The following is a 20,271-nucleotide window of genomic DNA, read 5'->3' as shown; positions in this document are numbered from 1 at the left end:
ATAGCATCTTGCTTTATTATGAATTAATATCTAACTCTGAAATAATCTCTTCAGGATAATCCAATAATTTTAATATATGAAATACTGTACTTCTACTTGCTACACCCTTTTTTAGTTTGTAATTATACTTTATTTTATCATCAATAATTTCTTCATCAAAATAGTAATTTTCAAAATAATTATTAAGTAAAATAGTTAATTCATAATCATGTGTAGATACTATACAACATACATTTTTTGTGAAAAGATATTTTAATAACGATTTAGCTGTATTAATTCTATCATGTGAATTTGTTCCTTTAAAGACTTCATCAAGTAAACATAATACCTTTTTATTATTATCTAGATTATTTATAATATTTTTTATAGCTTTCGACTCTCTAAAAAAGAAACTTTCATTATTCATAATATCATCACTTAAGTTAATTACAGAAAAAATCTTAAAGATATTAGCACTGTATTCTTTTGCTAAAGAAAAACCAAATACCTGAGAAAAAAGAGCATTAATCCCAACTGCTTTAATAAATGTGGATTTTCCAGAGGCATTAGAACCAGTTATCAAAAAACCTTTTTTGTTTAATTCAAAACTATAAGGAACAGGATTTTTAAGTAATGGATGATATAGTTGGCTACAATTAATATATATATTGTTTTCAAATAAAAATTTTGGGGTACAAAAATAATTCAAACTATCTTTAAATGATGCAATAGCACAAAAAGAGTCTATTATAGCAATTTCGATATATAATTTTTTAATTTGCTCGATGAATGTTATAATTTTGGTCCAACATCTATGAAATAATATAATTTCTCTTAATAAAATTAATTTAATAATTTCAAATATAACTAATGCATCATTAATCATTGATATTCTATAAATATTATTGTTAACCAAAAGTTTTTTTGTGTATTTTTCAAAGCCATTAAGACTTTCTATTGTATTATTTAAATCAAAATATTCATTAAAAATACTATTTACATTTAAATTAGATAACTTTTTTGCACAAAAAATAAGGTTATTTATTTGGCTTATAATATTTATATAACTTTCAATAAGTTGCTTACTTTTGGTATATAAAAAACCATTAATAATAATATTAATTACCAAGAAAATAATCCATTTTTGAGTATTAATTAATGTAAGTATTGTAAAAACTATTACAGATGTTGATAAAAAAACATATACATAATAGTTTTTTTGTTTATAAAAATATGAATTTTTCCATAAAAAATCAAATAAAATGCTATTTCCTTGAGAATTGTATAGCTTTATATAATATTGAATCATAATTGTTAAATTTTTGTCGTTTCTTAATTTTTCAATTATATTGTTCCTTTTATATATTTCCTTTTCTTCTAATTTTGGTGTTCTTAATAAATAGTACAAAAGCTGCGAACCATAAAATGATTGGGTTTTATTAATTTTTTCAAAAATTTTATCCATATCAAGACTCATCCAAGTCAAATCATCAACTACAAAATCATTTGTGTCTTTTAAGAAGATATCAAAGAAAGATTTTATCTTACTAATATCTTTTATCTTTTTGCTACTAGGTTTACCCCATTCCAAATTAATATCTTCAAAATTAATTCTTTTGTTTTGTCTAAGGTTATATATAATTGAAATTATAAAAAGCATAAATGATACTATTAAAACTATTAAAGTATAAGTATTTTTATTAGTTAAAAATATAAATATGTTAATAAAAAATATTATTGTTAATATATCTTGGTAATTGAAAAAAAATTTATGATTATTTGGCACTTTAATTGCCTCCAATTTATATGAAAAATAATAAAACTTTACTTTTATACTTATAATTATTATTTTATTTCACTTATTTGTTTTTTACAACACCTGATTATATAATAAATATAATAAAGCATTTTAGACGAGGAGAGATAAAATTGCGATTAGGTAGATTTTTATTTAACAATAAAACCTTTTTTGGTATCATTGAAGGCAATGATGTGTGGAAAATAAAAGATATTAATAAAATATCTATAACTTCAGAAAAATATACTATTGAAGATTTAAAAGTGTTATCCCCTGTTATTCCAAGTAAGATTATATGTGTTGGGCTAAACTACAAAGACCATGCTAAGGAACTTAATTTAGAGATACCATCAACTCCTACACTATTTATAAAGCCAAATACAACTGTTATAGGACCAAATGATAACATAATATATCCTCACTGGTTAAGTTCACAGGTTGATTATGAAGGTGAGCTTGCAATAGTTATTTCAAATAAATGCCACAGGGTTTCAACTGATGAAGCAAAAAAATATATCTTAGGTTATACATGCAGTAATGACGTAACGGCAAGAGATTTACAGCCTAAAAACGGACAATGGACTATTGCAAAATCCTTTGATACCTTTTTACCTTTAGGACCTTTTATTACTGATGAAGTTGACCCGTTTAATCTTGATATTAATACATATTTGAATGGTAAGTTAGTTCAATCATCAAATACAAAAAATCTTATTTTTAATGTATATGAATTGGTATCTTTTATAAGCCAAATAATAACTCTCGAAAGATTTGATGTAATAATAACTGGAACACCTTCTGGAATTGGACCTATGCAAAAAGGTGATATTGTTGAGGTTGAAATTGAAGGAATTGGAAGGCTTAAAAACTCAGTAAAATAGCCTGCCAAATATCAAGGCAGGCTATTTTATATACAATTATTTAAAAATATTCATCCAGTTACCTAATTTTATCTATATAACCAATATCATAACTTGAATTCATTTTATCTATAAATAAAAGATAATAACCTTTTTTGTCTAAATAATTCCATATACTTTTATACTCTCTTAAATAATACTCAATTAATTTTTTATCATAAATTTTGGCAAATGAATTTTTGAGTAACTGTTCATTTGAACCATTTCTTATATACTCAGAAGTATAATTATCTATTTTCCCTATAGCAACATACTTTATTTCATCTGGCAAAATTCTTATATTTTTTATATATCCTTTATTTTTAAACCAGTTCTCTAAACTTAAATAATTTTTTTTGAATAAAATAAATATCTCATCAGTTTTGATTTCGTAATCTTTTATAGGCTTATTAAGCTTTATAATAATATTCCCCCAAGCAGCTTTATCATCTATCATGTCTTCAAATTTTTCATTATATATTTCTTTTTTTATTAAATCTATTAATTCTTTTATGTCCTGATTTTTGATAAAGGTTCCCATTTTAGAGTTATTTCTTTCTATCCATATTGATTTAATATTAGAATATTTAACCCTAAAAATATTTTCTTTTCTCTCTTTATATTCTTTGTTTTCATAAATTGGTTTTAGATAGTCAAAAAAATCATTTCTAACAATATTATATCTTCGTGCAATCTCTTTATTATTTTTTAAAACATATACAATTGTAGCATCGAGACGTGCTTGATTATTCTTGTTATTCTGTTTATTTAGTACTTTATCCTTACTCTTTATTATAGCTTTATGAAGTTCAAGAACATTATCAATGTAATCTTTGTTATTAAGTATCAATTTATTTTTGTAAATACTATAATTATACAAGCCGTAACCACTAAAATATACACCTTTTATGTTTTCTACCTTAGGAACATATCTTTCAAAGCCAGTAATATCAGTTTTTATTCCAGTAATAATAAATGCAAAAACTAAGCAAAATATTAAATATCCTTTATAGTTCCTAAAAACCCAAAAAGTTTTATTTATTATCATTTCAGCTATAAAATAGCACAAAAATGAACCAATAGCATAACCTATATATACACTAAAATCAGTATTTAAAGAAGCCTTAAAATATGAACCAAACAGTAACATTCCACAAAATGCTGCAGTATACTTAAATAAATAGTTTAACTTTGGAAATGCTATTGATTGCCCTGCCATTTCAAGTTTTCTAATTTTATATAATAATTCAGAAAAGATAGTTAGAATTATTATCAATAAAACATAAATAATAATCTCAATTGTTGATAATTTATTTGTTTCTAAACCTAATACTCTAATAATAGGAGACAATATTGTCCAATTTATATCAGATAGATTACTTATATACCCAAAAATTAGAAATTCAAAATTATAAGTTATTGTTACAAATAAAAATGCAGGTAATAAAAGTAATATAGTTGCTACTAAAGCCTGCAAAAGAGAATTACCTGTTAGCATCCCTGAAAAAACTGTAATAATAAAAAATACTATTGAAAACAAAATACTTATAAGGCTCCATTTTATTATATCAGCAACACTGAATAGTACTGGAACACCAATAAAAGCTTTTATAATAATTATTATTAACATACTAATTAACATAGGAATAAAAAGAATTATAAATCCTGATAAAATATGTGTTCTGAATAAAACAGCTCTTGTAATAGGCAAACTATGAATTGAATCACAAGCTTCTTTTGTTTGAATGTATTTAAATAATAATGAGCCAAGAAAAATTGAAATAATTAACATAAATAATCCCTGCATATTCCACACAGTATTAAAAATATTGGGTATAGCTTTTATATAATTATTTTCTACACGTGTTTTTTGAAGAATAATATATAGAGGTATATATAATAATCCTATAAAATAAATTACACCTATCCACCCAAATCTTTTTAAGTTATTTATAAGAATACTTTTATCAATTAACGATATTTTGAACTTCATAACCTACTTCCCCCATTTCATATATAAATATCTCTTCTAGTGTTAATGGTAAAATATCTAATATAACAGGTTGATATCTATTTAATATTTCAACTATTTTTTCTTTATTGCCTTTTATAACAATATCTTTTATACTACCTCTACTTTCAAAAGAAAGAATACTAAACTCATTTAAGCAATTAATATCAAAATCCTCTTTAAATACAACTTGTATTTTATTTATATCATGTTTCAGATCATCAATATCTTTTTCAAGTATAACCTCGCCTTTATGAAGTATAGATATATGGTCACAAAAATCCTCAAGTTCTCTAAGATTATGTGATGAAATTACAACTGTCATATCTCTTTCTGCAACATCATTTATTATTAATGATTTAAATCTTTTTCTAATTACAGGGTCAAGCCCATCGAATGGCTCATCCATAATTAAAATATCTGGCATTGTTGATAGCCCTAAGTATATTGCTGCTTGTTTTTGCATACCCTTTGAAAATTTACTTATTTTCTTTTTAATATCAAGATTGAATATCTTATTTAAATTATCAAACCTCTCTTGATTCCAGCTACTAAATACGCCTTTATAAAATTCTGACATTTGCTTGATATTAAACTGTGAAAAAAAGAAAGGATTATCAGGAATATAAAATATTCTTGATTTTACCTTGACATTTTCAAAAACATCTTCCCCATCTATTGTAATCTTTCCTCTATCAGTTTTATAAACACCTACAATAGATTTTAATAATGTAGTTTTTCCAGCTCCGTTTGTTCCGACAATGCCAAAGATTGAGGCTTTTTGTATATGAATACTCACGTTGTCTAATGCTTCAATATCATCAAATCTCTTAGTTAGGTTTTCAACCTTAATCATAAAATTTTCCTCCTTTCAAAGAATTCTCAATTTCATCAATAATGCTTACTAGCTCATCTTTAGCCATACCAAGATACATAGCCTCAGAAATTAATTTTTTTATTTCTAATTTAAGTTTGTTTATTTTTTCAACATTTTTATCCTTTTTTATTGGAAAAACATAATTCCCTTTGCCTGGTATAGAATAAATATAGCCTTGAATTTCTAACTCTCGATAAGCCTTTTGTATTGTGTTAGGATTGATAGATAGCTCTTTAGATAGGGTCCTTACTGATGGTAGCTGTTCATTTTCTTTTAAAACCTCTTTTATAATCATTTCTTTTATCTTTTGAACAAGCTGTTCATATATTGGAACTCTACTTCTTAAATCTAATTCAAACACTTAATCACCCCCCTTGTGTTAACTGTATTATAAGTGTTAATACAATTATATTATAATTTAATTTGTTTTTATTGTAAAGATGGTTTTGAATATTTACCCAACTTGACTACAGAACTTTTTATACAATATTGTTAAAATGCATAATTATTACTTTTAAGAAGAATTCAAAATATAAAATATCTTTTAATGAAAATGAAAAAAGCCTGACTTTTAGTCAGACTATTCTTTATTAATTATTATCAGTAAACCATTATATAATTACATCTGGAAAAGTTATTGATATTATAAATTTTAGAGATTATGACAATGTAAAAGAATGGTTAGAAGGATAATTGAATTTAGAGATATTCTATAGAGATGGTTCCATTACTTATACTAAAGTTATAAAAGATTCTCATGCTACTCCAATTCAAATAAGCAATAAATTTCACTTATTAAAAAATTTAACTGATTATTGTAAAGAATATATAAAAAGAACAATCAAGAATGCAATAAGTTGTATAAATATACTATTCTCATTTTATTTCATATGTGCTTAAAAAGTTGAAGGGCAAGTATTCAGAAATACCTGCCCTCACAATCTTGATAAAACATCACTTTAATTATGTGGTTCAGGCCATGCAAATTTGTACCCTGCTTTTTTCTTATTAGCTTGGAATAATTGATTTCTATATTTTACTATTTCATCTAAACCCATCTTTTTCATTTTTGCTATGGTTTCAGTATATATTTTTCTAGCTTCTGCATCAGATTTAGCAAGCAACATCTTTGGTACTTGATTATTCCAATATGTGTCAATTTGCTGAGCATTTGTTGCTAAAGTTGAACCTGCAGGTAAATCTAATCTTTCAAATAATTCATTAAAGTGCCCATATTTTCTCATTAAACTTGTAAGACTTTCATAATAAACATCACTTTCATTCTGGGGTGGAGGATATCGTCCTGCATTCCTATCATTGGGAAACCACCAAAAATCACCGAAGCCATACTTTTTTTGATATTCCGTGTAGTTCTTTTCTCGTAATTCTAATAGCTCTTTTTTCAGATATATTTTACCATCTTTCCCAACTGTAAATGTTTTATTTTCTACACCAAATTCCTGCAATATGGCTCCTTCATCACTATACATCCAAGTTATGAATCTAATTGCTGTCGCTGGATCCTTTGATTTTTTAGATATTAATGTAACTGCCCAGCCATGACCAATACCATAAGTATAGGCTGGATCTTTCCCATCTTTTGACCTCACTGGTTCTGCTGCAATATATTTAGCATTCTTGTCTTGTTGATAAGCTGTCCACATTGCTCCTTGGTAGTCTGACTTATTTCCCATAAATGCAAATACAGTTCCTGATGCAAGTTTTTCTTCTATTTGTTTTCTCTGAAATGTAAAGTTTTCTTTTGGAATTAAACCTTCAGCATACAGTTTCCTTCCAAATAAAATTGCCTCAAGTTTTTTAGGATGAGTCCTTGTATCAATTAAATTACCCTTATTATCTTCACTTGGTATCGCAAAGAAAGTATCTGCCATCCAACCAAAAGCTTCCCATGCTCCACCTTCTGGTCCAACCAATAATGGAGTAACTTTTACACCTTTATATGTTATATTAGCATTTTTAAATTTCTTTAATGTTGCTATCATTTTATCTTGAGTTTTAAAATCTGTCTGTGGATTGATATTTAACTTTTTCATAAAATCCTGTCGTGCAACTATAATTGCATTTGACCATGGTTTCACACCATTTTTTTTAAGATTCTCTGGAGCTTCATAACCTGTTGGATATTCATACCACTTTCCATCTTTTCTATCAGCCATATTTCTTGGCATTGATGGAGGAATTACACTTTCACTAAATGCTTTCGGACAATATTTACGTATCAATTCTGTAAGATCCCATACTTTATTACTGCTCTTTAAATTTTCCAAAGGTGCAGAACCTGCAGCACCACTTATCATATCAGGCAAATCATCTGCTGCAATCATAGCATTAATTTTATCATTTGAATCAGTTGCTGGAGTCATTATCTTCAGGTCAATCCCAGTCTTTTGTTTAATTAAGTTGTGCATCATAGTATGTTCTGAATCCCATTTTACATTATACCAACCATAATTTACAAACCAATCAAGTTTTTTAGGACTATTCCCCCATTCCCAATACGGTTTAATATTCACTTTTGCATTTGCAGGACTAATTATAAAAACTAACACAAAAACAAGATTTAAAATTCCTGCAAGTTGTTTAAAATATTTTTTCATTTAAAAACCAACCTCCTATTTATAATATCATTATAGCTTTTTATAAAATGCTCATAATGAGCATTTACAAACATCTTAAAAACTCATAAACATTTACGTATATGATCTTCTTAACTTTATTGAGCTTTAAAAGTTTTCATATTCTCAAGATTTATTTTTTTATTGCTTCTTATATTCTTTTTATCAATTATATTTATATCTTGTTATTTTGCTGAAGATTTTCTTTTTTTTATTAAAAAGTCTAATTTTTTAACCTTATCTTATTCTAAATAATATTCAATTTGTTATAAATATAATTAACATTCATAATTGGTATTTATTTATTATAAATTTATATTTGTAAATCCTGATAAATTCAAATTATATAATTAATTCTCTATTTATCCTTTTATAGACCCTACCATTACACCTTTTACAAAATACTTTTGAATAAATGGATAAACACATAAAATTGGGATTGTAGCAACAATCATTGTTGCTAATTGAAGAGTGGTAGAATTTACTTCTTCTTGGCGACTGCGATATAAAGATTCAAATTGTGAAACTACGTTAACTGCAGCTTCTCTATTTCTTATTATTTTCATCAGTAAGTATTGTATAGGTTGAAGATAATCTGAGTTTGTATATAACATAGCATCAAAAAATGAATTCCATTGAAATACAGCATGAAATAATGCTATAACAGCAAACACAGGTAGTGAAAGAGGAACTATGAGTTTGAAAAAAATTGTATATTCTCCAGCACCATCAATTTTAGCTGATTCAATTATAGAATCAGGAATTTCCTTAAACGAGGTTTGCAAAATCAAAACATCCCAAAAAGAGAACAAATTTGGTAGTATATACACTAAAAAGTTATCAATTAAACCTAACATTTTCATATTCAGATATGTAGGTATTAAACCACCTCCAAAATACATTGTTATTATACCTAAGGTAGCATATAGATTTTTCCCTTTTAAGTAATTTCTCGAAAATGCATAAGCAAACATTCCTGTCACTACTAAGTGAAAAAATGTACCTATCACAGTTCTGCCTATACTCACTATAAAAGCTTGTACCAGCCCTTCATTTGCAAATACTGCTTTATAATTAGCAAGAGTAAATACCCTTGGTAAAAAATAAACCCCTCCTCTCATATAATCACTACCCGTATTAAGCGAACCAATCAAACAATACCAAAATGGATAGAATGTTAAAATTAATATAATTATCATAATAATACCGTTAAAGATATCAAATATTTTATCCCCCTTCGTTTTATACTTCATTCTTTCATTCTCCTTTCTTAATTGTTAGATAAAGGCCTTACCTGTTATTTTTTTGGCTATTCCATTAGCAATTAAAAGAAGAATAATTGCTAAAACTGATCTTGTTAAACCAAAAGCTGTCGCATAAGAAAACCTCATTTGTCCAATACCAATTTTATACATGTATGTATCAAGTACTTCACTTGACTCAACATTTAACGGATTTTGAAGCATCCATATTTGATCAAACCCTGAGCCTAACATTCCACTTACAGCCAATACAAGCAATAATACTATTGTTCCTGATATACATGGAACAGTAATATATCTCATTTTTTGAAATCTATTTGCCCCATCAATAGTTGCTGCCTCATATAATTCGGGATCAATTCCTGCAATTGCAGCTAAGTATATTATTGCAGACCATCCCAACTCTTTTAACAATCCTGAAAAAACTGCTATCCACCAAAAATATCTATGTTCACCCATAAACATAATAGCTTCTTTAATTATTCCTAATTTGAGTAATATGAAATTTACAATTCCTGTTTCAGGAGATAGTATTGTTATTACTAATCCCCCATACACAACCCATGAAATAAAATGAGGTAAATAAGATATAGTTTGAACAACTCTCTTAAACATGTCATTTGATAATTCATTTAACAATAAGGCAAATAATATTGGAGCCGGGAAACCAATGAGTAAACCTAATAAGTTTATTCCCAAAGTATTCTTTAATGCATGCCAAAACATTTCATCTTCTAAAAATTCTTTAAAGTTCTCAAATCCCACCCATGGAGCATCCAAAATACCAGTAATACCCACTCGATAATCTTTGAATGCGATTATTATACCATACATTGGAAAGTAGCTAAATACTATAAGGCACAAAAGGCCTATCAAAATCATTGTTTGTAATTGAATTTGATCTATAAAACCTTTTCTTCTTTTTTTATATTTCTTGTTTATAGAAAATTCTTTTTTCATCAGGCCATACCCCCTCGTATTAAGTGGACTTGCATTAAATCTTCTTTTTTAAAAATGGTAAATGGAACTGTTCTTGCTTTGCTCCTTGCATTCCTTCAAAATCAGGTAGAATGTTTTATACTTATATCGATAATCTACGTTCTTATCCAGGTAAAAATAGAAATTCTAATAAATTTGCTAATCTCTACAAAAAAAGAGTTACAATTGAACAAACTATTTCTTATTTTAAATCTTCTATGGGCTTTGATAATCTTACTTCTTATGATCATATTTCTTTATTTTCGGATTTGTTATTTTCTTCTATCTCTTATTTGCTTTTATTTATTCTTTCAAATGCCCTTAAAAATAAATATAAGAACTTTGATTCTAAAAAATTTAATAAAATTGATTGCTTGATTTTTTCTTTATTTTCTGCATTCGTTCTTATATTACTTACTTTTGTCCCTTTAAAAATTATCTTTTTTATAAGGATAATATTTTTTTGTCTTTTTTTATTTACTTCTTTTTTTAATTTTTTTGTTTTTTCTTTTTTAACTCTTTCTACTATAATTCTCTCTCTGTTTTTTTTATATTCCTATTTTTTCCCTTTGCTCACCACCTATTTTGCAATCGACTATGAATAAATTAAGTTAACGATATAATTTTTTAGTTAATATTGTAACTTTAATTTAAAACACTCGAAATTAAATGTTTTAAATTTTTTATAGCTGTTTTATAAAAAGTTCATATGCTAATTAAATAAATTAATACATCTTCAGGAGTTAAGAAATCCTCACCTTTCTCGTCTTTTAATTCTATAGTCAATTTTGCCTATGATTTAGCTTTAAACCGATTATAAAATCATTTCTTTTTTAAAGTTTAGAAGATATGGTTACATAAACTTTAATCCTCTATAAACGTAGAGTATAATATATTGGAATTACTATGAAAGACAGCTGTTTCTATTTTAATTTTTACGCATCTTGTCACAAAATATGAGATGATTTGTCATCATTTGTTCTCCATACTGTAGTATAATCACATCAAAAGCATATGATGCTTGAGAAGCTATAACTACATCAGAAGCCCAAGCAGTTTTCACTTAAGATAGAAGTCTATCAGTAGTAGAAATAACCTCACCTATTTTGGGATTAATACTAAATATTCTTAATATTCTATTTTTGCACTACCCATATTTAGTTCTAACCGAAATCATATATATTTATAGTCAACCAGCTTTGAAAGAATCCACTCATCCCGCCAAAGTATATATGTTGTCTATCTGTCACATTTTGTGGTATTTATAAAAGCAAATTGAGAATTGTAAATTGAAGCATTACCATTAGATTGTAAAGCTGACCATGGACCAGTAATAGAAGTATCTGTTTAATACATTTCTTGCTTATGATTTCAACCAATGCAATCAAGGGTATACTTGTGTTTTATTTTTACATTAAAAATATTTTGTTTTTTTAACTACAAGAATCTCTTACACTAATTTCAGTCTTAATCACAACTTTTTTGTATTTGCTCTCTTATTTTAGTATCAAATCATATATAAGTTTTTTCCAATAACTGAATAATTTTGATTAACAGTTGCTAAGAAGTAATAAAAGTCTGTTATGCTATATGTAGTTGTTATTTCTTCATAAGTACTATTTACTGTATTTCAAACATTCAAAATATGCTTTTAAGAAATTATTTAGGCTTGTTTAAATTACTATTGCATATTTTTAACAAATATTTATTTTTTGCAACCCATTTCAATTTTATTATACTATACAATTTTTATTTGTCAACTATTTTTTTTTTGAGTAATGTGAACAAATATAATTAAATTAAACAAATTAAAAAAGAGATGAAAAATTAGTCATAACTATAGTTTTAATCTATGTATGATATTTGCTGAAAAGAAAATTCCTTACATAAGTTTTTAAGTTATAGTAAATGATAATAACACAACCAGACAAAGATTTAAGTGTTTTTGCCAGGTAAATGATATCATAAATAAAGCAATATCAACTATTTAGGACAATTATGTTCTTTATATATTGATTTTTTATGGCTTATTTATTTTGCATAAGTACCATTGTTTAATTTGATTGCACCTGAAGTGTTTTTTTAACCTTTTTTATTTCCAACTTGTTCGGGTTTGTGAAATATTGTGGAAATAAAAAACTGTGAGAAGGTTTTGTGTTTACACACTCCTTCTCACAGTTTCCGAACTGACCAAAAGAGCAATCCCATAAATATTAATACTAAATCATTTCTTATAAACACTATTGAGTATTGCAGCAATTTCAACTCTCGTTGTCTTTTTGAGCGATGCAGTGTTCTTACCATCACCCATAATAATATCCTTTTTTAACATGTGCTGCTACACAATATACTACCAAATAAAAGTGTTATTTATTCTATATTATTTAATTTTTATTATTTTAAACAGCCTCTTTATTGCACAATTTATGGTACAATTTTATTAAAATTATTTATCTATTTATTACTTGTATTAGCCGTGACAATATTGTTACAGCCTCTTCTCTTGTAATTGAATTATTTGCCCTAAAGGTATTGTCGGTGTAACCTTTTATAATACCATATTGCAATGCTACGCCAAGTTCCTCTTGTGCCCATGTGGGTATTGTATTTTTATCAGCAAAATTTATCTCACTTGTATCAACATTAGCTAATTTCTGTTTTATAACCCTTGCTGCAATCAATGCTAATTCAAGCCTTGTTATTGCTTTTTCTGGATTAAATACTACTTCTCCATCTTTGGTTGATCCATTTATTATTCCATTCTCATTACATGCTGCAACTGCTTCTTTTGCCCAACTGGGTATATTCTTTTCATCTGCAAACTTCATATCTTGCCCTGACGCCTTTAGCTCAAGTGCTCGTGCGATCATCACTACTGTTTCTGCCCTTGTTATACTGTTCTTTGGCCTAAATGTCCCATCTTGATAGCCCGTTACTATTCCCATATTAACAGTCTTTGCTATTTCCTTTTGTGCCCAGCTGTTTCCAATATCTTTGAATACTTCACTTACCTTTGTTGTTGCCAATACTACCTTTGCATATCCGTCTTGAATGTTTGTTTGGACTATATCTTTATTAAGGTCAACTTTTGCATTAACTTTCTTTACATTGTTGTTATTATCAACTAAGTATATCTCTACAATCTCATCTTCTTCTACCTTCTTGTTATCCACGCTAATCTTTAGGCCAATGCTTCCCTTTAGTGTTCCATTTATACTGATCTCATATGCATCGACAACATTTTTATTCTTACCAATTATCTTATTATCTACCTCAGCTGGTTTTACGACCAAATATGGATTATCACCCATAACTGCATTCTTCGGAATGTTAACTTCAATATTAGTTGATACCACATTGGTATCTTTGTCTGTTGAAATTGTTTTTGCACCTTCTGGCATTGATGGTTTTGAAGGTGTTGTTGGTGTTGTCTGGGTTGTTTCTGTTGTCTGTGTACTTTGATTTTGACCACTTTGGCCTGAACCACTGCCGGAAACAGTGCTTGTGCCAGAACCACCACTTGAACTAGAACCGCTACTTGAACCAGAACCGCCACTTGAACCAGAACCACCACTTGAACCAGAACCGCCACTTGAACCTGTTCCAGTTGTTATTGAAGTCATAGCAATTACAAATGTACTAAAATGTGTTGTTTTAAATGTTACAGTGCCATTTGCAAGATTAATTTCTGCATTTGTATCCACCAACGCTTTTCTATCAGAATCATAACGGTATAATTTTGGTGTTCCCTGCTTTGAGAGCTTTGATATCTGATCTTGTGTAAGATGCACCGTTATAGCGGCATCTGCTCCCAATTCATGTATATTTGTTCCATTTACATTCCTCAGATTCAAGTCGAACGCACCTATAACCTGAGTATCGGATCCAATGACGGAATTTATTTGCGACAGCGTGGTAGCAGCTGTTACATCCCTTGAAACTTTAAGAGCACCATTGCTTATATTATTTAGTATGGTTAACATTGGCATGTATATAGTAATATCACCTAACATTAGTTCATAATAGCCATTAACCGGTACATTCAAATTAACTACATAATCAGGAATCTGATATGAGTAACTGCCATTGCTATCAGGCGTTGAAACTGTAGCAGATGCTGGTATAGGATTACCATAAATCTTTACTTCTCTAAATTGAGGAGTATACCAGTTGTTGTCCCATCTGTTTTGTGGGTGAGATCTGATTATTTCTATCTTGACAAAACGCCCGGTCACATTTGATAAATGGTCCACATTGAAGCCAAAAAACCACCACGGTGGGGAAGTTCTATCGAGTGCAAGTTTATAATCGATTCCGTCGTCGCTCACCCAGATTTTATATTCCTCGGCTGCCTCAGAACCACCAATTATCCACCAGCTTAACTGGACTTGATTGATATAGCATTGCTGGCCTAAATCAACTGCCCACCAAGCCGGATAATTGGCTCCGGTAGATGTCCACGATGTTGCGTAATCGCCATCATTTGCATAGTTTGCTGTCCAGCCATTTGGATTGACATTTCCATCACCATCAGTAGTACCAACAGATGATGCCCATGCTGGTTTACCTTGTGAAAGCAGTTGGCCTGGGTAAACATTGTCAACTTCGCCTGTTTTAACATTAACATAAACCTCTGACGAATAATCAATCCATGCTTTCCCATCATCAAGATGCAGAGGGAACCAGATTGAACCACCCATATAATCCGGACTCTTTAAACGAGCACCTGCTAAAATGTATGAGCTGCCATGTGTCCCTGTTACTGTTATAATGTAAGTCGGTTGCGAATTGAAGAATACTTTATTACCAAGTAAATAACCAAGTCCTCCGCCACCATCATCCCATGATGCAAGCTTTCTTTCACCCTGCCACGACTTTTCTGTTGTTTCTGCAAGAGTTTCAGCTTTTGCGAAGGAATACATTGCCTGGCTTGGGAACCAGCCTTGACATTCTGAAGTAATGAGATAATAAATACCATCTTTTTTAACAATAGCCGGTGCTTCTCTTCCTATATATCTGTCATCTTCGTTTGGACCGCCATAAATATTATAAACCTGAATAGCTTGTTTATAATCGGATGAAAATTTAAACAAAGTCAGTTTTGAATTAGTTAATGTTGATGAAATAAGATAGATGGTACCATCAACATCTTTGAATAATGTCATATCCCTTGAATCAAGACCAGCGGGTCTGTAGCATGCAATGAATGTAAAATCACCAGTTGGTGTGTCGCACATTGCTACGCCAATCTTACCCAAGGTATAATCTACTGCATTTTCATAATGAAAGACCATGACATACTTCTTTATTTTATCATCATAGCACACTTTTACCCTTTCTGCCTTGTAGCCAGCTAAAAGCTCGGGTGGATGCTTGCCATTCTCGTCAACTGTATTTGTAGAAAATACAACATGCTCAAACTTCCAGTTAATTAAATCCTTCGACGAGTAAGCCCCGAGGCTGCCCGATGAGGCATATTCACTTGAAACTCCTGTATACATATAATATGTGTCGCCCACTTTCAGATAGCCTTCGCCACCCATTGGAATGGGTTCTCCGTACGTATCATATTGAACAGTTTCATTACTGCGAATCAAGCTGGCTGGTGAAGCTGTCGCTGCTGCAAGAGCCTTTGATAGCGAACTTTCTCCGGCACTGTTGACAGATGATATTTTATAATAATAGGACTTTGCGGGGTCTAATCCAATATCTTTATATACATTGCTATTTGTGGTTGCAATCTTTGTATAATTGCCATCAATAGAATCTGAACGATAAATTATATAGCTGTCTGCTCCTGGTACCATATTCCAACTGATTTTTACTGCCTGAACATAGCTTGCCACAACCTTTAATGCTGATGGAGGCGGAACAACTGTAACATTTGTGGTTACCTGTACCTCATTTGAATATATAGATGTTCCAAGATCAGTTGTATAGGTCACTACATAATAGTATGTTTTACCGGTAATAAGATTCTTATCTGTATAGCCTGTATCAGTTCCGCTATATACCAAAGAATATCCGCTTCCTGAGGTCATGCTTCTGTAAAGGTTATAGACCTTGGCACCTTGCTTTGGTTGCCAATTTAATGATACTGACGAATCTGTAACATAGGTAGCCGAAAGCACTGTAGGTGGTACATTATCGACTGATGTTTGTGCTATTAGTGCTGACGACAGAGGACCTTCGCCCGCATCATTAACACAGGATATTTTATAATAGTATGTTGAGCCTTGATTTACGCTTTTATCTTTATATAAGGCTGATGTTGTGTTTGCTATCAATTTATACTCTCCATTTTCACTATCAGCACGATAAATATTGTAACTGTCAGCATATTGCACCATATCCCACGTAAGCTCTACGCAATATGGTTGTAGATATTTGCTTTGAGCAATATTTGTAGGTGGTCCAACTTTATTAACAGCAGTTTTAACTAAAAGCTCTGGAGAATTAGGAGAAATTCCATCAGTGGTTGTATAGTTCAAATAGTAATAATAAGTCTTATATGTCTGCAATCCGCTATCAGTAAAGCTTGTACCACTACCACTGTAAACCTCCGAATAACCTTTGTCTGATGTAGTCGAGCGATACACATGATATTCGGAAGCACCCGGTTGTGCATCCCACTGCAAAGTAATAGAATTCTCAGTCTTGGAAACAAGCTTCAATGTTGGCAATGGCAATACATAAACGTGTGCTTTCGCCGGCAGGTTGCCATAGGTGGTTGTTCCATTTACATCAAATAACCCAGTCTGGCTGTATTTTGAAGGTTCGATTTGATCCCAGGTAACTTCAAGTGCTTGTGTGCTGCCGTCTGAACATGGGACATATACATACTTAGGCATCACTGGAGCAACTCCAGGAGGTGTTTTTACAATAACGTCTGTTACTCCAACTGTAACAGTTGGATTTATAATTGCACTGACTTCATTATCAGCAAGTGCCCAATCATAAACTTTTACATCATCAATTAAGCCGTTTACATATGGGTCGCCGCTCCAGAAGGATAGTCCTATATACCCGCCAAATGTGTTTGAAGGATTGTAAAATTTACTGATATCACCTTTTATACTATTATTGGTACCTACTAAGGCACCGTCTACATAAAGCTTTGCCCAGCCTTCAGTTGTAGATACTACAAATGTTATATTCGTCCATTTGCCTTCCGGCAGAGCACTAGTCCACACTCTGTAGTCGGTTCCACCGTAACTATACATAGCACCAAGTGAACCAGTATTTGCCTCAACACCAACAAAACTACCGGTTCCGGAGCCAAGTCCAATTAACCAAGCATGGTCTGAATTATCAGTTATATTAACATTAAATGAGATTGTAATATTGTGCACATCTTTTAAAACACCATTGGGAATTGTTATATAGCCTGTAGCTCCAAGATCCATTCCGCCAAAGTTTTTACCCTCTGTCCAACGTCCACCACCATTTTGGATGCCATCAAAGCCATGGCCTGATGAATCATACACAATGTTCCCATCAGTTTCATTGAAATCATATTTCAATAATGCGGTTGGCGTATCGGCCCTGAACGCTGATGACAGAGGCCCTTCACCTTCATCATTTACACAGGATATTTTATAATAATAAGTTGATCCCTGACTTATTTTACTGTCTGTATAGGAAGTTTCGGTAGTTGTGCCTATCAATTTATATTCTCCATCTTCACTGTTTGCTCGATAAATCTTATAACTGTCTGCATATTGCACCATATCCCAAGTAAGCTTAATATTACCACCATCGAACAAATTTTTTTGTTGATATATCTTGGCCGGTGGTCCAACTATGGGGCCTTTGGTTTTCACTGCAAGATTGGGATAATCAGGAGAAATCCCTTCATTGGTTGTATAGTTCATGTAGTAATAGTAGGTAGTATAAGTCTGCAATCCGGTATCAGTAAATGTTGTATCAGGACCACTGTAAACTAAAGTATAATCTCTTCCCAATGTAGCTGAACGATATACGTGGTATTCAACTGCATCTTGCTGTTGGTCCCATTGCAATGTAATTGAATTTTCTGTTTTTGAAACAACATTCAATATTTGGGGCAATACCTTAACATATGCTTTTGCAGGCAAATTACCATAGGTTGTTGTTCCATTTACCTCAAATGTTCCAGCTTGGTTATATTTTGACGGATCAATTGGTTCCCATGTAACTCCAAGTTCCTGAGTGCTGCCATCTGAGCAGGGCACATACACATACTTAGGCATTATAGGAGCAGTTCCAATGCCTGTGTTTATATTAACGTCTATTACTCCACCTGTAGTAGTCATGTTCGCAATTGCTTGTATTTGCTCATCAGTAAGTGCACAGTTATAAATTCTGACATCATCAATTGTGCCGTTTACATATGGATCACTCCAATAGGATCTGCCTATATACCCACCATATGTCATTGCGGAATCATATAATGCACTGATATCGCCGGTTATAGTTAGGGTACCTTTCAGTACACCATTTACATATATATTTGCCGTCCTTGTAGTTGTGGATACCACCCATGTTAAATTTGTCCACTGGCTCAAATCTGCAGTGACAGGAATTTTATATTGAGTCCCATTATATATATACATTGCATTTAATCCGCTACTTTGTGATTCAATTCCAACAAGATTGCTTGTATTCTTCCCCAGTGTAATTAACCAATAATGCCCGGGAATTATTTTGACATTTAAAGAGATGGTAATGTCATGCACATCTTTTAAAACACCATTTGGAATTGTGATATAGCTGCTTGTTCCATTTAGTGCAACTCCACCAAAATTTTTACCCACACTCCAAGTTGCACCCGAGTTAAGAATGCCGTCAAAACCATGACCAGAAGAGTCACGTGCAATTTGTCCACTGGTTTCATTGAAATCGTACTTCATCAAAAGATTGCTGTTTGGAATGGATGTTGCTCCTGCTTGAACTATTATCCTTTCGCCAAATATTGGAGCTATTTGAGATATAAAAAATATCACCAAGGTCAAAAACGATAAAAATCTTTTCTTATACACTACAAATCCCCTCTCTTTTAAAGTAGTTATTTCTTACATTAGAATTGAGCAAAATTATCCTAAAATACTGTACATCCAAACTGCTCTTCACTTTTTTACCTATGTCATTACTTTCATTTTCACATCATCCCCTTTCTCTTTAATATTTTTTAAATACGTTAAAATTAAAGGTTAATCATTGTTAAAACCTTTAATTTAACACCTTTAACCAAAGCTTTGTAACAACATTTTGCTGCCTATAAGAAGACTATTGGAATTTGACAAAACTACTTTTTTATAATAAGATAAAGTGGGGTAATTTTTATGGATAATAAACATTTATTGTCCTTTTATTAATTTATTTTTCTATTCTGCACTTGTTCTGAATGCTATCACTTTTTACGATCTTAGGATTTAATATTATAATATAATGCACTCAGAATAAGTGCTTTTTTTATTGGTAATTCCTGCCCTTTATTTGCTTCAATTTTTGTCAAATGATAAATTTATATTTTACTTCACAATTTAATTCACCATCCTATTTATCTATTTTTCTCTGTTAAATTTAGCCATGAATTTTTCTCAACGTTTAAATAACATTTCATAAATTGTTACATCTTTTTTGCTGATTTTATAAGATTTATAATAAAATTTATTATTGCAACCCATTTCAATTTTAATATACTGCTCATAAAGTTTTGTGTCAATATTACAAATCATACAAAATCTCTATATAATTTTTATTAGTTATTAATAACTTTCTATTTTCCATTTAATCAAAGTATTTAATGCAGAACTTCATCAAATCCAAATATCAATACTATTTCAAAAA

General features: G+C 30.1%; 10 protein-coding genes and 1 pseudogene. 3 read left to right on the top strand and 8 right to left on the bottom strand.

Going from position 1 to position 20,271, the window contains the following annotated elements; genetic code table 11:
* Nucleotides 1-16 precede the first annotated feature (16 nt).
* Nucleotides 17-1,765, bottom strand: a complete 1,749-nt coding sequence (locus tag ACAG39_08980; GenBank protein MEZ0537369.1) for a hypothetical protein — start codon at nucleotides 1,763-1,765, stop codon at nucleotides 17-19.
* A gap of 143 nt (nucleotides 1,766-1,908) precedes the next feature.
* Between ACAG39_08980 and ACAG39_08975 the strand changes: the two genes are divergently transcribed.
* Nucleotides 1,909-2,658, top strand: coding sequence for a fumarylacetoacetate hydrolase family protein (locus ACAG39_08975; GenBank protein ID MEZ0537368.1), 750 nt, complete (start codon nucleotides 1,909-1,911; stop codon nucleotides 2,656-2,658).
* A gap of 58 nt (nucleotides 2,659-2,716) precedes the next feature.
* On the opposite strand, the gene ACAG39_08970 is transcribed toward ACAG39_08975, so the two are convergent.
* Genes ACAG39_08970 through ACAG39_08960 form a run of 3 tightly spaced genes read right to left on the bottom strand, consistent with a single transcriptional unit; the run spans nucleotide 2,717 to nucleotide 5,925 of the window.
* Nucleotides 2,717-4,669: a DUF6449 domain-containing protein gene (locus tag ACAG39_08970; GenBank protein ID MEZ0537367.1), complete on the bottom strand. Its 1,953-nt coding sequence runs from the start codon at nucleotides 4,667-4,669 to the stop codon at nucleotides 2,717-2,719.
* Nucleotides 4,644-5,543 (bottom strand): ABC transporter ATP-binding protein, encoded by a 900-nt coding sequence (locus ACAG39_08965; protein MEZ0537366.1) that lies wholly within the window; start codon nucleotides 5,541-5,543, stop codon nucleotides 4,644-4,646. The genes ACAG39_08970 and ACAG39_08965 overlap by 26 nt, the downstream gene beginning before the upstream one ends.
* On the bottom strand, nucleotides 5,536-5,925 hold the full coding sequence (locus ACAG39_08960) for a GntR family transcriptional regulator (protein MEZ0537365.1): 390 nt from the start codon (nucleotides 5,923-5,925) through the stop codon (nucleotides 5,536-5,538). Before ACAG39_08960 ends, ACAG39_08965 begins: the two co-directional genes overlap by 8 nt.
* A gap of 257 nt (nucleotides 5,926-6,182) precedes the next feature.
* On the opposite strand from ACAG39_08960, the pseudogene ACAG39_08955 reads away from it, so the two are divergent.
* Nucleotides 6,183-6,419 (top strand): annotated as a pseudogene (locus tag ACAG39_08955) (ISL3 family transposase).
* Between the two features lie 104 nt (nucleotides 6,420-6,523).
* On the opposite strand, the gene ACAG39_08950 reads toward ACAG39_08955, so the two are convergent.
* The 3 genes from ACAG39_08950 to ACAG39_08940 all read right to left on the bottom strand — a co-directional run bounded on the left by ACAG39_08950 (nucleotide 6,524) and on the right by ACAG39_08940 (nucleotide 10,422).
* Nucleotides 6,524-8,182 carry an extracellular solute-binding protein gene (locus tag ACAG39_08950; protein MEZ0537364.1) on the bottom strand — a complete coding sequence of 553 codons (1,659 nt, stop codon included), beginning with the start codon at nucleotides 8,180-8,182 and terminating at the stop codon, nucleotides 6,524-6,526.
* Between the two features lie 380 nt (nucleotides 8,183-8,562).
* The gene (locus ACAG39_08945; GenBank protein MEZ0537363.1) at nucleotides 8,563-9,453 is read right to left on the bottom strand and encodes a carbohydrate ABC transporter permease; all 891 of its coding nucleotides are present in this window, start codon (nucleotides 9,451-9,453) and stop codon (nucleotides 8,563-8,565) included.
* Nucleotides 9,454-9,477: 24 nt separating this feature from the next.
* The gene (locus ACAG39_08940) at nucleotides 9,478-10,422 is read right to left on the bottom strand and encodes an ABC transporter permease (GenBank protein MEZ0537362.1); all 945 of its coding nucleotides are present in this window, start codon (nucleotides 10,420-10,422) and stop codon (nucleotides 9,478-9,480) included.
* Nucleotides 10,423-10,532: 110 nt separating this feature from the next.
* On the opposite strand from ACAG39_08940, the gene ACAG39_08935 reads away from it, so the two are divergent.
* Nucleotides 10,533-11,045: a transposase gene (locus tag ACAG39_08935; protein ID MEZ0537361.1), complete on the top strand. Its 513-nt coding sequence runs from the start codon at nucleotides 10,533-10,535 to the stop codon at nucleotides 11,043-11,045.
* 1,845 nt (nucleotides 11,046-12,890) lie between these two features.
* Here the strand turns inward: ACAG39_08935 and ACAG39_08930 are convergent.
* On the bottom strand, nucleotides 12,891-19,460 hold the full coding sequence (locus tag ACAG39_08930; GenBank protein MEZ0537360.1) for a LamG-like jellyroll fold domain-containing protein: 6,570 nt from the start codon (nucleotides 19,458-19,460) through the stop codon (nucleotides 12,891-12,893).
* Between the last annotated feature and the right edge of the window lie 811 nt (nucleotides 19,461-20,271).

This window comes from Caldicellulosiruptoraceae bacterium PP1 (assembly GCA_041320695.1).
GTDB lineage: Bacteria > Bacillota > Thermoanaerobacteria > Caldicellulosiruptorales > Caldicellulosiruptoraceae > JBGGOQ01.
Note: the sequence above shows the minus strand (reverse complement) of the source record. Positions and strands in the feature narration are given on the sequence as shown.

What these genes read in the sequence shown, in the direction of transcription:
- ACAG39_08970 (MEZ0537367.1), bottom strand. Translation starts at nt 4,669, where the DNA reads ATGAAGTTCAAAATATCGTTAATTGATAAAAGTATTCTTATAAATAAC.
- ACAG39_08965 (MEZ0537366.1), bottom strand. Translation starts at nt 5,543, where the DNA reads ATGATTAAGGTTGAAAACCTAACTAAGAGATTTGATGATATTGAAGCA.
- ACAG39_08950 (MEZ0537364.1), bottom strand. Translation starts at nt 8,182, where the DNA reads ATGAAAAAATATTTTAAACAACTTGCAGGAATTTTAAATCTTGTTTTT.
- ACAG39_08945 (MEZ0537363.1), bottom strand. Translation starts at nt 9,453, where the DNA reads ATGAAGTATAAAACGAAGGGGGATAAAATATTTGATATCTTTAACGGT.
- ACAG39_08940 (MEZ0537362.1), bottom strand. Translation starts at nt 10,422, where the DNA reads ATGAAAAAAGAATTTTCTATAAACAAGAAATATAAAAAAAGAAGAAAA.
- ACAG39_08935 (MEZ0537361.1), top strand. Translation starts at nt 10,533, where the DNA reads ATGTTTTATACTTATATCGATAATCTACGTTCTTATCCAGGTAAAAAT.